This is a genomic window from Shinella sp. AETb1-6 (assembly GCF_009826875.1).
Lineage (GTDB): Bacteria > Pseudomonadota > Alphaproteobacteria > Rhizobiales > Rhizobiaceae > Shinella > Shinella sumterensis.
On the sequence record NZ_WUMM01000018.1, the window covers coordinates 17,114 to 30,203 of the forward strand.

14 protein-coding genes and 1 tRNA gene are annotated in these 13,090 nt (G+C 66.0%); 7 read left to right on the forward strand and 8 right to left on the reverse strand.

Features of this window, described 5'->3' with window-relative positions; genetic code table 11:
- Window positions 1-8: 8 nt before the first annotated feature.
- Together GR158_RS22720 and rnk are read right to left on the reverse strand one after the other, a co-directional pair.
- Window positions 9-518: a hypothetical protein gene (locus GR158_RS22720; RefSeq protein WP_160872703.1), complete on the reverse strand. Its 510-nt coding sequence runs from the start codon at window positions 516-518 to the stop codon at window positions 9-11.
- 157 nt (window positions 519-675) lie between these two features.
- Entirely contained in the window at window positions 676-1,098 is a 423-nt protein-coding gene (rnk, locus tag GR158_RS22725) for a nucleoside diphosphate kinase regulator (RefSeq protein ID WP_160872704.1), read from the reverse strand.
- A gap of 370 nt (window positions 1,099-1,468) precedes the next feature.
- On the opposite strand from rnk, the gene GR158_RS22730 reads away from it, so the two are divergent.
- Entirely contained in the window at window positions 1,469-2,167 is a 699-nt protein-coding gene (locus tag GR158_RS22730) for a 5-formyltetrahydrofolate cyclo-ligase (protein WP_160872705.1), read from the forward strand.
- Here the strand turns inward: GR158_RS22730 and GR158_RS22735 are convergent.
- Window positions 2,137-3,402 carry an MFS transporter gene (locus GR158_RS22735; RefSeq protein ID WP_160872706.1) on the reverse strand — a complete coding sequence of 422 codons (1,266 nt, stop codon included), beginning with the start codon at window positions 3,400-3,402 and terminating at the stop codon, window positions 2,137-2,139. The two genes, GR158_RS22730 and GR158_RS22735, sit on opposite strands and share 31 nt — an antisense overlap.
- Window positions 3,399-4,067, reverse strand: coding sequence for a FadR/GntR family transcriptional regulator (locus GR158_RS22740; RefSeq protein ID WP_160872707.1), 669 nt, complete (start codon window positions 4,065-4,067; stop codon window positions 3,399-3,401). The genes GR158_RS22735 and GR158_RS22740 overlap by 4 nt, the downstream gene beginning before the upstream one ends.
- Window positions 4,068-4,402: 335 nt before the next feature.
- Between GR158_RS22740 and GR158_RS22745 the strand changes: the two genes are divergently transcribed.
- Both GR158_RS22745 and GR158_RS22750 read left to right on the forward strand, forming a co-directional pair.
- Entirely contained in the window at window positions 4,403-5,095 is a 693-nt protein-coding gene (locus GR158_RS22745; RefSeq protein ID WP_160872708.1) for a GntR family transcriptional regulator, read from the forward strand.
- Between the two features lie 116 nt (window positions 5,096-5,211).
- Window positions 5,212-6,174, forward strand: coding sequence for a dihydrodipicolinate synthase family protein (locus GR158_RS22750; protein WP_134650440.1), 963 nt, complete (start codon window positions 5,212-5,214; stop codon window positions 6,172-6,174).
- Window positions 6,175-6,283: 109 nt separating this feature from the next.
- Here GR158_RS22750 and GR158_RS22755 read toward each other — a convergent pair whose 3' ends face one another.
- On the reverse strand, window positions 6,284-7,321 hold the full coding sequence (locus GR158_RS22755; protein ID WP_160872709.1) for an Ldh family oxidoreductase: 1,038 nt from the start codon (window positions 7,319-7,321) through the stop codon (window positions 6,284-6,286).
- A gap of 142 nt (window positions 7,322-7,463) precedes the next feature.
- On the opposite strand from GR158_RS22755, the gene GR158_RS22760 reads away from it, so the two are divergent.
- On the forward strand, window positions 7,464-8,981 hold the full coding sequence (locus GR158_RS22760; protein ID WP_160872710.1) for an aldehyde dehydrogenase (NADP(+)): 1,518 nt from the start codon (window positions 7,464-7,466) through the stop codon (window positions 8,979-8,981).
- A 52-nt stretch (window positions 8,982-9,033) separates the two neighbouring features.
- Here GR158_RS22760 and GR158_RS22765 read toward each other — a convergent pair whose 3' ends face one another.
- Entirely contained in the window at window positions 9,034-10,203 is a 1,170-nt protein-coding gene (locus GR158_RS22765) for a nucleotide sugar dehydrogenase (protein ID WP_160872711.1), read from the reverse strand.
- Window positions 10,204-10,381: 178 nt separating this feature from the next.
- On the opposite strand from GR158_RS22765, the gene GR158_RS22770 reads away from it, so the two are divergent.
- A complete protein-coding gene (locus tag GR158_RS22770; RefSeq protein ID WP_134650444.1) occupies window positions 10,382-10,585 on the forward strand; it encodes a CsbD family protein in 204 nt (67 codons plus the stop codon).
- 133 nt (window positions 10,586-10,718) lie between these two features.
- Here the strand turns inward: GR158_RS22770 and GR158_RS22775 are convergent, their stop codons facing one another.
- Window positions 10,719-11,183: a DUF3597 domain-containing protein gene (locus GR158_RS22775; RefSeq protein ID WP_134650445.1), complete on the reverse strand. Its 465-nt coding sequence runs from the start codon at window positions 11,181-11,183 to the stop codon at window positions 10,719-10,721.
- A gap of 230 nt (window positions 11,184-11,413) precedes the next feature.
- On the opposite strand from GR158_RS22775, the gene GR158_RS22780 reads away from it, so the two are divergent.
- Complete coding sequence (locus GR158_RS22780; RefSeq protein WP_160872712.1) at window positions 11,414-12,316, forward strand: hypothetical protein; 903 nt, start codon at window positions 11,414-11,416, stop codon at window positions 12,314-12,316.
- 112 nt (window positions 12,317-12,428) lie between these two features.
- Here GR158_RS22780 and GR158_RS22785 read toward each other — a convergent pair.
- Window positions 12,429-12,518 (reverse strand) — tRNA-Ser (locus GR158_RS22785).
- Window positions 12,519-12,738: 220 nt separating this feature from the next.
- On the opposite strand from GR158_RS22785, the gene GR158_RS22790 reads away from it, so the two are divergent.
- Complete coding sequence (locus tag GR158_RS22790; RefSeq protein ID WP_202402406.1) at window positions 12,739-13,059, forward strand: hypothetical protein; 321 nt, start codon at window positions 12,739-12,741, stop codon at window positions 13,057-13,059.
- Window positions 13,060-13,090: the final 31 nt, after the last annotated feature.

Here is a 13,090-nt window from a genome sequence, read left to right on the forward strand (position 1 = left end):
TTCGCCTTTCAGGCAGCCGACGGCCCGGGACCTTCTCCCGGGCCGTTTTCGTTGGCGGGAACGAAACTGCGGTCTTCCAGCCCGCCCGAGACGAGGCGGAAGGCCGGCCTTTGCTCCGGCGCGGCGTCATCCGCCGACGGCTGGAAATGCACGCGATCCAGCACGAGCCAGTCGCGCCGGCCCTCTGGCCGGGCAAAGGCGATGCTTTCACCTTCGCGAAGCCCCAGCAAAGCAAGGCCGTAAAAGGTGGTGATCGGCAGGAAGGCGCCACCGGGCACATAGGTGCCGGGAAGGCAGAGCGTGCGCGTATCGGTGAGCCCGCTTGCGCAGTGGAAGGTCACGCGCGCATCGATCATCGCAAGGCCGGGGGGCACGGTGCCACATTCCGGCAGGCGGGCGCCAGCAAGCTTGCGATCGAGCAGCGCCTGCCATTCCCGTGTCAGCGGCGGGCGGCCGCGCGCCATCTTTTCCAGCACATAGGCGTCGCGCGCCACTAGCATTCCCGGTTCGCGTTTCATCGTGTTCTCCATCCGCCCGGAAGGCGGGTTCCAGATATCCATGGTGGAGAGCCCCCTGGCCGCGCACGGCACAGGGGGTCACGATCCTGCGACGAGGCAGCCTCCGATGCGGCCGGATACGGGAAAAGTCAGGAATTTCATGGCGTTCTGCGCGATCCTAAGACGCGTGGGCGTCCGGCACGCCGTCATGCACGGCGATGACCGAGAGGCGGCGCGGTTTACCGTCCCGCGCGGCCCATTCGATGGCATGGCCGGCCGACATGCCGATGAGCGCGGCGCCGACCGATGTCAGCACGGAGATGCGCTTGCGGGCGATATCGGCATCCTTGGGAAAGACAAGCTCGGCCGTCTGCGGCGGCTCGTCGTCGATCCGGAATTCGACGACGGAGCCCATGCGCACGATGCCGGGCGCCATGCGCGCATCGTCGATGACCCTTGCGCGGTCGAGCTCGGTCGCCAGCTGCTCGGCCGAATGCGGATCGCGCTCGGCCAGCATGTCGGCGAGATTGGACAGGCGCGCATGTTCGGAACGCGCGATGGTGATGGCGGGCAGGCGGGTGCCCTTGGTCTTTGCGGTCATGGAAACCTCACGACACGGTGCTTCGCGGCCCAGCGGGCACACGGAAATCTGAAAAAGGGGATGATGTCGCGCTTTATCGGTGCGGTGTCTGCAAATTCACAGAACCGCAATGCCCCGCGGCCGGGGCGCGACGCGACCGAGCCGAGGGGCTAGTGTCCTGCGAGAGGAAACAACCGTTTCAGGAACCGGGCAATGGAAGGCGTCGTCATCATGTCCATATGATGGGGTGAGCAGGGGCGCAAAGTCAAGTCGAAGGCGGCAGAGGTGGTTGTCGCCAACCGGATCCGAAGCCGCCAGGGCCGAATTCGTTTGCTGAAGGGGCGAAAGCGCGCAATCCTCGCCCGATGGCGTTCTCGCAAAGGGATGAAGCATGGATAACGATGACAAGCCCGCTTCCCTCGCCTCGCCGGCCTGTTTCCTGCACGAGGTCGACCCGGCCTATGCCGGCCTGCCCGACCCCGCCGCGCCGCGTGACTGGCCGCAGGTCAACCGCTGGCGCAAGGCCGAGCGGGACCGGCTGCTCGCCGCGCGTCTTGCCGTGCCGGCCGAGACACGGGCGGCGTTCGGGGCCTCGATCGCCGAACAGGTGCTGGCGGAGATCGGTGCGGCCGCGGGGCTCGTGGTCAGCGGCTACTGGCCGTTTCGCGGCGAACCGGACCTGCGCCCGCTCCTGCAAAACCTCGCCGGCTCGGGCGCGCGAACCGCGCTGCCGGTGGTGATCGCCAAGGGCCAGCCGCTGGAATTTCATGTCTGGCGGCCGGGCGATCCGCTTGAGCGGGGCGTGTGGAACATCCCGATCCCCGCCGCGCATGCGCCCGTCATTCCCGATATCGTGCTCGCGCCCGTCGTCGGCTATGATCCGGCCTGCTACCGGCTGGGCTATGGCGGCGGCTTCTTCGACCGCACGCTCGCCGCCCTGCCGCGCAGGCCGCGCGTCATCGGCGTCGGCTACAGCGGCGCGCGGTGCGCGACGATCCATCCACAGCCGCACGACATTGCGATGGACGTGATCGTGACGGAAAACGGGATCGTGCGGCCCTATGCCTCCACCACCCGCGCCTTGACGTAGAGCGCGCGCCCGGCAAACCAGCCGTTGACGGCCGCGCCCAGGCCCAGCAGCACGAAGAGCGCGGCGCTCCAGGCAAAGCTGCCCGTCCAGCCGCGAATGAGGCCGACGACGAGCGGGCCGATGGCCGCAAGCAGATAGCCGACGCATTGCGCCATGCCGGAGAGATGCGCGGCGACGATGGGTTCGGGCGAGCGCAGAACGATGACGGTGAGCGCCACCGCGATCAGCCCGCCCTGCCCGACGCCCTGCAGCGCCGCCCAGAACCAGACGGACCACAGCGGCGCGAAAAGCAGGCCGATCAGCGCGATGACGGCGACGGCACACAGCGCGACATTGATCAGCCGCTGGTCGCGTCCGCGCACCGCAAGATGCGGCGCGACGAGGCAGGCGACGGCCTGCACCATGACGGAGACCGAGACGACGGCACCGGCCGTCACGCCATCGAGGCCGCGTTCGCGCAGGATCGGCACCAGCCAGCCGAAGACGCAATAGGCGAGTGCGGATTGCAGGCCCATGAACAGCGTGACGTGCCAGGCGAGACGATCACGCCACAGGCCTTCGACACGCACGGCCGCGCGGCGGGCCTGGCCGCGGCTCATCACCACCTGCGGCAGCCAGAGCAGGCTGACGACGAGGGCCGGCAGCGCCCAGACCGCCAGCGCGGCGGGAAGCGAGCCGCCGAGCACGTGTTCGATCGGCAGTGTCAGCCCGGCGGCGCCGGCCGCACCGGCGCACATGGTCATGGTGTAGAGGCCCGTCATCAGCGCGGCCTTGTCGGGAAAATCGCGCTTGACCAGGCCGGGCAGCAGCACATTGCCGACCGCGATGCAGGCGCCGGCAAGTGCGGTGCCGAGGAAGAGCAGCGGAATGGAGGAGAGGCCGCGCATGGCCGTGCCGAGCGCCAGCAGCACGACCACGCCCAGCAGCGTGCGCTCCGTGCCGATGCGTTGCGCAAGACGCGGCGCCAGCGGCGAGAAGAGGCCGAGGCAGACGACGGGCAGCGTCGTCAGCAGGCTGGCCCCGGTGGCCGACAGGCCGAGCACCTCGCGGATTTCCGGCAGGAGCGCCGACGCGCTGGAAAACAGCGGCCGCAGGTTGAAGGCGATGAGCATGAGGCTCAGGCCGAGCAGGAAGCGCGCCAGCCCGCTTTTCGGCCGGTGCGCCACCGGCGACGGCACGCCGCCTTCTTCGGCTTCCATGCGCTCGATGGAACCGGGATCGGGGCGCGCGGTCATGACAGCAGCAGCCGGTCGAGGGCGGAAAGGACGGGCGCCGTGAGCGCGCGCACGGCGGCATCCGCCGCATCAGGGCTGCCGGTCGCAATGGCATCGATGATGGCCGCGTGGGCCGCCGCATCAGGCTCCGGCAGGTCGGCGCCGAGCGTCGCCGCGATGGTCTCGGCAATCAGCGTGGCGAAGAAATCGTACATGCCGATCAGCACGCTATTGCGCGAGGCCGCGACGACGGCGCGATGGAAGGCGAGGTCGCGTGCGATGAAGTCGGCGCCACCAGAGGGGCCGCGGGCGGCCAGCAGCACCCGCAGCTTTGCGATATCGGCGGCATCGTGCCTGATCGCGGCGAGGCGAGCCGCCTCCGTATCGAGCGCAAGCCGCGTCTCGAACTGGTCACGCAGGCCGGCGCGCCGCGCCATGACCAGCGGGCCCGCGGCATCGGCGACGGACAGGACATAGGTGCCCGAGCCCTGCCGCGTTTCGAGATAGCCTTGCGAGACCAGAACACGCACCGCCTCGCGCACCGTGCCGCGGCTGACGGACAGCATGGCGCACAACGTCGCCTCGTTGGGAAGCTTTTCGCCCACCGCCCAGCGACGGGAGAGGATTTCGGCGCGGATCGCCTGCACGGCGGTCTCCGCGAGGGACGTCTTGCTGATCGTCTGCATCGTCAACTCATAAAATCATCAGATGACTTGTAGTAGAGGGTTTCGGCGATCATGCCAAGTGGCTTTGGTGTCGGGCACGTTTATGCACGCGGCACTCTTCAGCGGCATATTGGGAACCATCGCGATACGGACCGCGCCGCCCAGCAACTGAGTAGGATAACCGGCAGGGAAATCTCTCTCTTCCCTGCGTGGCAAGCGACGAACGATCGCTCTTATTGCATGCGACCAGCGGTGACGCCTCCGTGTCGGTCGACGGCGCGCGGCTTCGTGCACCCCGGCGATTGATGGCACCCTCCAGGCGCTGTATTTGTCTTGTCGACAACAGGATATCCCCGATGAGCGACACCCTCTCCGAACGCAAGCGCGGCTCCGGCGCCAGGATGGTCTATGACCTCCTGCGCGACGAGATTCTCGACCTGAAGCTCGCGCCGGGCAGCCCGATCGACGAGGTGCAGCTTGCCGAGCGCTTCGGCATGTCGCGCACGCCGATCCGCGAGGCGCTGGTGCGGCTTTCCGGCGAGGGGCTGATCGAGACGCTGCCGAACCGCTCGACCATGGTATCGGCCATCGACTTCCTGAATCTCAGCCCGCTCTTCGACGCGCTGGTGCTGATGTACCGCGTGACGACGCGGCTGGCCGCGCAGAACCACCGCGCCGAGGACCTTCCGGCCCTTCACCGCCTGCATGCCGAATACGCGGCCACTGTGGCCGCGCGCGACACGTCAGCGATGATCGCCACCAACGCCGCTTTCCACGCCGCCATCGCGGAGGCGGGCCGCAACCCCTATTTCACCGGCCTGTTCAGCCGCCTGCTCGATGAGTCCCGGCGCATGCTGCACCTCTATTACCGTTCCTACGAGGAGAAGTTCCCGCAACGCTTCGTCGACGAGCACGCCGACATCATCGCCGCCATCGAAGCGCGCGACCTCGACGCGGCCGACCGGCTGGGCAAGACCCATGCGGAGGCGATCGTCGCGCAGGTGCAGGCGCTGTTCAGCCGCAACGACAGGCTCGATATCCCGCTTTAAACACGCCCGAATCTTTTCTGTCGACAAATAGAATACAAACTGATATATCACGCTGCAGAACGATGATCGGCGGCGCGGACGCTGCCGACATTCCCAAAGCCCCAGAGGAGACCGACATGAAGGCGCAGATTTTTTCCGGCGTGATCCCCGCCCTGATGACGCCCTGCAAGGACGACCGCACGCCGGATTTCGACGCGCTGGTGCGCAAGGGCAAGGAGCTGATCGGCAAGGGCATGTCGGCCGTGGTCTATTGCGGCTCGATGGGTGACTGGCCGCTGCTCACCGACGCGCAGCGCATGGAAGGCGTGGAGCGGCTGGTGAAGGCCGGCATTCCCGTCATCGTCGGCACGGGCGCCGTCAACACCGCCTCGGCCGTGGCGCATGCCGCCCATGCGCAGAAGGTCGGCGCACAGGGCCTGATGGTCATTCCCCGCGTGCTGTCGCGCGGTTCCGTCATCGCCGCGCAGAAGAACCACTTCAAGGCCATCCTGAGTGCCGCGCCGGATCTGCCGGCTGTCATCTACAACAGCCCGTATTACGGCTTCGCCACCCGCGCCGACCTGTTCTTCGCCCTGCGCGAGGAGCACAAGAACCTCGTCGGCTTCAAGGAATTCGGCGGCGCGGCCGACATGCGCTATGCGGCCGAGACGATCACCAGCCGCGACGACGACGTGTCGCTGATGATCGGCGTCGATACCTGCGTGTTCCACGGCTTCGTCAATTGCGGCGCCGTCGGCGCGATCACCGGTATCGGCTGCGTGCTGCCCAAGGAAGTGCTGCATCTGTGCAGCCTCGCCCAGGGTGCGGCCAAGGGCGACCCGGACGCGCGCCAGCGTGCGCTGGAGCTGGAATCGGCGCTTGCCGTGCTCTCCTCCTTCGACGAAGGCCCCGACCTCGTGCTCTATTTCAAGCACATGATGGTGTTGAAGGGCGACGCCGAATACACGCTGCACTTCAACGAGACCGACGCGCTCTCGGAAAGCCAGCGCGGCTATGTCGAAAGCCAGCTGAAACTGTTCGACACCTGGTATGCCGCCTGGAGCCAGCTGCCGGGCGCCGTGCAGAGCTACAAGGTCTGAGACGCAAACCGCATGACCGAAAAGCCCTCCGCGTGGAGGGCTTTTTTGTTGGCAATCTCACCCTGGGGCGTTCCGTTATCCTTCGCCGGCTAACGAAATTGCGGTTTCATCACGCGACGGCGTCCAGTCCCTTGTCCAGCAGACGGTCGAGCTGTTCGATTTCGGCGGCGGTGAGCTTGATGCCATCGGTTTCGGAGACCTTCCGGGCGGCGAAACGGCGTTGCGACGGCAGGCGGGCGCCGCCGCCGACAATGGCTTCGAAGAGCTGTTCGGCGCGGGCGAAGGGATCGCCGGGCCGGCCCTTGGCGAAGGCTTCCGGCGACATGGCGATGATGAGCTCGCCGTGGAAGGGCGCGAGCGTCGTCGTGCCGAGATAATCGAGCACTTCCGGGCTGGTGAGATCGCCGATCATGATGGCGCCGAGAAGCTCGATCATCGTGCCGATGGCCGAACCCTTGTGGCCGCCGAAGGGCAGCATGGCGCCGGCGAGCGCGGCTTCGGGATCGGTCGTCGGATTGCCGTCGGCATCGATCGCCCAGCCTTCGGGCAGCTTTTTGCCGGCACGCCGGTGCAGCTCGATCTCACCGCGGGCAGCCACCGATGTCGCGAAGTCGAAGACATAGGGCGCGGCTTCCTTGCGCGGCCAGCCGAAGGCGAAGGGATTGGTGCCGAGCAGCGGCCTGGTGCCGCCCGTCGGCGCGACGGTGGCATAGCTCGGGCACATGACGAGCGCGGCAAGCCCCGCCTTCGTCACGGCCTCGACCTCGGGCCAGAGTGCCGAGAAATGCGTGCAGTCGTTGATGACAAGTGCTGCGATGCCGAGCGCGCGGGTGCGCTCGGCAAGCACCGGCAGGCCCAGTTCGAAGGCGGTGTTGGCGAAGCCGCCGTCGGCATTGACCTTCACGATGGCCGACCCCTCGTTGGCATCGAGGACCGGCACGGCATCCGGCTTGACCTTGCCGGCCTTGACGGTGCGCAGCGCGCCTTCGATGCGGTAGATGCCGTGCGACTTGCAGGCATCCCGTTCGCCGGCCACGATGACACGGGAAAGCGCCCCCGCCTGCCGCTCGTTGAGGCCCGCGCGGCGGAAGATGGCTTCCACGCGGGCATGCAGGGCGGCGATCGTCAGGTGGGTGTCTTGTGTCATCATCATCTCTTCAAGGCTGGCTATTACGACGGGTAAGCGATTGAACATTTGTGCCCACAGCGTATAGAACCCCCCGACAAGTTCAATTCGCCCCGCGCGGTTTTGCGACGGCTATCCCCTTCCCGTGAGAAAGGTACCCAAAATGGCTTTCACTCCCAACGGCAAACACCTCGTGGCCGGACAATGGCTCGACGGCAACGGCACCTTCGCCTCCACACCGGCGCATGGCCCCTCCTACGATTTCGCCGTGGGCACGGTCGAGCTGGTGAACCGCGCCGCCGAGGCCGCCGAAGAGGCGTTCCTCAGCTACGGCTATTCCTCGCGCGCCACGCGCGCCGCCTTCCTGCGCGCCATCGCCGACGAGATCGAGGCGCGCGCGGATGCCATCACCGAGATCGGCACGCAGGAAACCGGCCTGCCGGTGGCGCGCCTGCAGGGTGAACGCGGCCGCACGACCGGCCAGCTGCGGCTCTTTGCCGATCATATCGAGAAGGGCGATTATCTCGACCGCCGCTTCGACGCCGCCCTGCCCGATCGCCAGCCGGCGCCGCGTCCCGAAATCCGCCTGATCCAGCGGCCGATCGGCCCGGTGGCGGTGTTCGGCGCCTCGAACTTCCCGCTCGCCTTCTCCACCGCCGGCGGCGACACCGCGGCCGCGCTGGCCGCCGGTTGCCCCGTCGTGGTCAAGGGTCATTCGGCCCATCCCGGCACCGGCGAGATCGTCGCGGAGGCCGTGCTGGCCGCCATCCGGAAGACCGGCGTTCATCCGGGCGTCTTCTCGCTGATCCAGGGCGGCAACCGCCAGGTCGGCGAGGCCGTGGTACAGCACCCGCTCATCAAGGCCGTCGGCTTCACCGGCTCGCTTGCCGGCGGCCGCGCGCTGTTCAACCTGTGCGCCGCCCGCCCCGAGCCGATCCCCTTCTTCGGCGAGCTCGGCTCCGTCAACCCGATGTTCCTGCTGCCCGAAGCGCTCAAGGCGCGGGCGGAAGGGCTCGGCCAGGGCTGGGCGGGCTCGCTCACCATGGGTGCGGGCCAGTTCTGCACCAATCCGGGCATCGCCGTCGTCACCGACGGCCCCGATGCCGACCGCTTCACCGCCGCCGCCGTTGAGGCCCTTTCGAAAGTCGGCGCGCAGACCATGCTGACGGACGGCATCGCCAAGGCCTATCACGACGGCCAGGCGCGTTTCGAAAGCCGCAACACGGTGAAGCCGCTGCTGACCACCGAATCCACCGGCCGTGAGGCGCTGCCGAACCTGTTCGAAATCTCCGGCGACCATTTCCTGGCCGACCACGCGCTCTCCGAAGAGGTGTTCGGCCCGCTCGGTCTCGTCGTGCGCGTCGGCTCGGTCGACGAGATGGAGACGCTGGCGCGCAAGTTCGAGGGCCAGCTGACGGCGACCATCCATATGGATGCCGGCGATCTCGACGATGCCAGGCGCCTGCGCCCGATCTTGGAGCGCAAGGCCGGCCGCGTGCTGGTCAACGGCTTCCCGACCGGCGTCGAGGTGGTGGATTCCATGGTGCATGGCGGGCCTTATCCGGCGTCGACCAATTTCGGCGCGACCAGCGTCGGCACGATGTCGATCCGCCGCTTCCTGCGGCCGGTCTCCTACCAGAACATGCCCGAAGGCCTGCTGCCGGAAGATTTCGCCGACTAACGGAATGACGACAGGACGCACGGGCCGCTCGCGGCCCGTGCGTCCCGGCCGGTCAGTCGCGGCCGAAGACGTCGCGGGTGTAGACCTTGCCGGCGACATCACCGAGATCGTCGGCGTGGCGGTTGGCAATGATGATATCGGCGCGCTGCTTGAAGGCCTCCAGGTCACGCACGATCTCGTGGCGGAAGACCGTTTCGCCTGGAAAATCCGGCTCATAGACGATCACGGGAATGCCGCGCGCCGTGAGGCGCTGCATGATGCCCTGGACCGAGGATTCGCGGAAATTGTCCGATCCCGTCTTCATCGCCAGCCGGTAGACGCCGACCACACCAGGGTCGCGGGCGGCGATGTCGTCGGCAAGGAAATCCTTGCGTGTCGCATTGGCATCCACGATGGCGCGGATCAGGTTCTGCGGCACATTGCTGAAGTTGGAGAGCAGCTGGCGCGTATCCTTGGGCAGGCAGTAACCGCCATAGCCGAAGGAGGGATTGTTGTAGTGCTGGCCGATGCGCGGATCGAGCCCGACGCCCTCGATGATCGCGCGCGTATCGATGCCATGCGTCATGGCATAGGAATCGAGTTCGTTGAAATAGGCGACGCGCATGGCGAGATAGGTGTTGGCGAAAAGCTTGATCGCCTCGGCCTCGCCCGGGCCGGTAAACAGCACCGGGACATCGTCCCGCACGGCGCCCTGCCGTAGCAGCCCGGCAAACTGGTGCGCCTCCGGCGTATCCGCGCCCACGACGATGCGCGAGGGATGCAGGTTGTCGTAGAGCGCCCTGCCCTCGCGCAGGAATTCCGGTGAAAACAGGATTTTCTCATCGCCACGGGCCGCGCGCAGCCACTGTGTATAGCCGACGGGAATGGTCGACTTGATGACGATGGTGGCCTGCGTGTTCACCTGCCTGACATCCTCGATGACGGCCTCGACGCTCGTCGTATCGAAGTAATTATAGTCGGGGTCGTAATTGGTGGGCGTTGCGACGACGACGAAATCCGCCTCCGCAAACGCCTCCGTCTTGTCCGTGGTGGCGCGCAGGTGGAGCGGCTTCGTCCGCAGGTAATCCTCGATCTCGGCGTCCGCCACCGGCGAGATGCCGGCATTCACGCTGTCGACCCGCTCGCCGGTGATGTCATAGGCGACCACGCCGTTGTGCTGCGCCAGCAGCACGGCGTTGGAAAGACCGACATAACCGATGCCGGCGACCGCAATATTGACCATGGGCTATCCCGTCGGCGCGACCGTTGAGCAAGCGGGCCACCGGAAAGGCGGCGCGGCTGCCATGGGCGGGATATAGACGGCGATGATTACAGCCAGATGGCAGATCGCATCGGCACGATGGATCAAAATCGCGTCCTGCGCATTTCCTTCCCATCACGATCCTAAAAGGGAGAGAAAAATGGACTGGAATCGCGTCGAAGGTAACTGGAAGCAGGTCAAGGGCAAGATCAAGGAACAGTGGGGCAAGCTCACGGACGACGATCTCGACGTCATCGACGGCAAGCGCGACCAGCTGGAAGGCAAGATCCAGGAGCGTTACGGCTACGCCAAGGATCAGACCAAGAAGGACATTGACGACTGGTACGGCCGCCAGACCTGGTAATCCCGTTCCGATCATGTTCAGCACATTTGACCGCTCACCCAAGGGGTGAGCGGTTTTTTGCCGTCGGCGGAGCGGACATCGTTTTGTCCGACACCACCCGCCCTAGGGGGCGAGTGGCTGATGCGTACGCGTCTCAGTCGAGCAGTTCGGCGGGCACCTTGCCGCCGTTGTCGGCGAGCGCCTTCAAGAGCGCCTTGTGGAGCCACATGTTCATCGCAGCCGAGTCGCCCTTGTCGCCGGTGTAGCCGAGTTCGTCGGCGAGCTCCTTGCGCTCGGCGAGGCTCGCGTCCATGCCGAGCGCCTTCATCAGATCGACGATCGAGCGGCGCCAATCCAGCTTCTGGCCATTCTTGGCGACCGCATCATCGAGAATGGCGGCCACGTCGACATTGCCCGCCTGGACCGATTGCGGCGTGGCCGCGGGCGTACCCCCGAGCGTGCCGGTGGCGTCGTCCTTCAAAGAAGGCGTGGCCGAAACATCCGCGGTCGCCGGCGCCACGCCGGCGCCCCCGATCGTCGTCGTCGATGCGGTTTCGACTGCGGCCGGCTGTGCTGCCTTGCCGAAAAGCTTTTCCTTGATGGAGCTGAAAATTCCCATGGCGGTTCCTTCCGTCTTCGACCTCCTCATGAGGCGTTTGAAAGAAGTATAGCGGTCACCCATCCGCGACAAGGCGTCAGGTCGCAGGCGATGGATTTCATGGTTGGTTTGCGATCAATCCGCTTTTGAGCGATCATCGGCAGAAAGCAGGCGATGCGTCTGTGCGGAGAACAAATGAACGTTTCATCGCCTTATGCCGTGATCCATCGTGCGCTCGGGACGCCCGCTCCTTGAAGCATCTTCAACTGCCATCAGAACGCCGGGTCGAGCAAACCCTGTATCGCTTCGATCGCAATCCTCCCGATGCCGGTCGCTGCCTCTCGCACCTCTACGAGATTTTCTCCCGATACCGTCCCAACTGGGGCTGGTGCCGCCAATGTTTTACGCCCGAGGAGGAGGCGCGAACGCGAGATGCGGGCGATCCGCGTCGCGCCACCCTCGAAAGCTTCGCGCAGATCTACTTCGAACATCCGAACTGCTCCGGTGGCCGCGACACGTTCCTGCATTGGCTGCCCCGCGGGCTGGAATTGACATTCCTGAACTTTGAGAATGATTATTTTCCGATGGAAGGCGCCATGCGGCTGGGGCTCTGGCGCTGGCCGAAGGAGGAACAGGATGGCCTGCGCGCCCTGTTCTGCAGCGTCGCGTCGAACTGGTTTGATGGCGGCGATCCCGCGCCGTTCGAACGTGTGATGCGCAAATCGAACCGGGACATGGACAGCTATATTTCCGCACGCATCGTCGAAGCGCTCCTGATGCTCAGGGTCGACCCCTTCGATCTGTTTTCCTGGTTGGCACGAGCGAACTCGACCCGGGCGCGGGCCGTCCTGGTCGATCTCACGATCCATGAGCATCTCGTTGATGAGGCCGCCTACTACGTTCTGGACGATGCCACCGACGAACCCTTGCTGCGCAACGGTATCGGCGCCTTGGACCGGCTCGCACTGGACGCTCTTCGGCGGATCGTGACCGACGGCCGGCTGATGCGCCTGTGGGCTTGGGCCGACCGGGAAGATCGGGCCTTGGCCCGCAGGATCGAGGATACGGAACCGTTGCGGATGCAACGTGCCTTTCGCTTGACGGCGACGGAACGCCAGAGGGATCGCGCCATCGTCCGGGCCGCCCTCGCCTGAACGACCGCGCCCATCCCGCCGGACTTGGAGAGGCGCACACGACGCGGCTTGCTTTCGCACCCGGTCAGCGGGGGCGGCTACGATCGCAGTAAAGAGGGCTATGGACGGAAAATGGCGGACAGAGAGGGATTCGAACCCTCGATAGAGTTTCCCCTATACACGCGTTCCAGGCGTGCGCCTTCAACCACTCGGCCACCTGTCCGTCCGCTCGTCGCCGACGGTCAGTCCGGCGCGGGTCGCTTCGGCCTTTTCAAGCTCTGCGAGACGGCGCGATATATACCGAGGTTTGACGAGGGATCAACCGCTTTCTGACAGATTTTTGAAGGTTCTTCGCCAAAGCCCGAGGGATTGCGCAGGGCCCGTCGCCTTCTTATCTATGGAAGCCGGAGAAGCGGTGCGCAAACCGCGCGCGGAGAAGGTCGATGATACGGTTCATCCTGAAGGCGATCAGCCTGTTTGCCCTCGTGGTTGCCGTCATGGCGGGCACGATCGATGCGATCCAGTCCGTGTCGGCCTCCGAACCCGTGCTGACGCCGCTCGCCGTTGCCTGGAGCACCGCGAGCCCCGATACGATCGCCCTTGTCGCCGATGGCATCATGCGCCATCTCCATCCCTATGTCTGGGATCCGGCGGCGATGTGGGTGCTGTCGCAGCCGGCCTTTGCCGTGCTGCTCGCCGTGTCGCTGTTCTTCTGGATCATCGCCTACAGGCGGCCGCCGATTGCCGGCCGCTTCACCGCCTGACACCAACCGCCGCGACGAAAGCGGCCCGGCC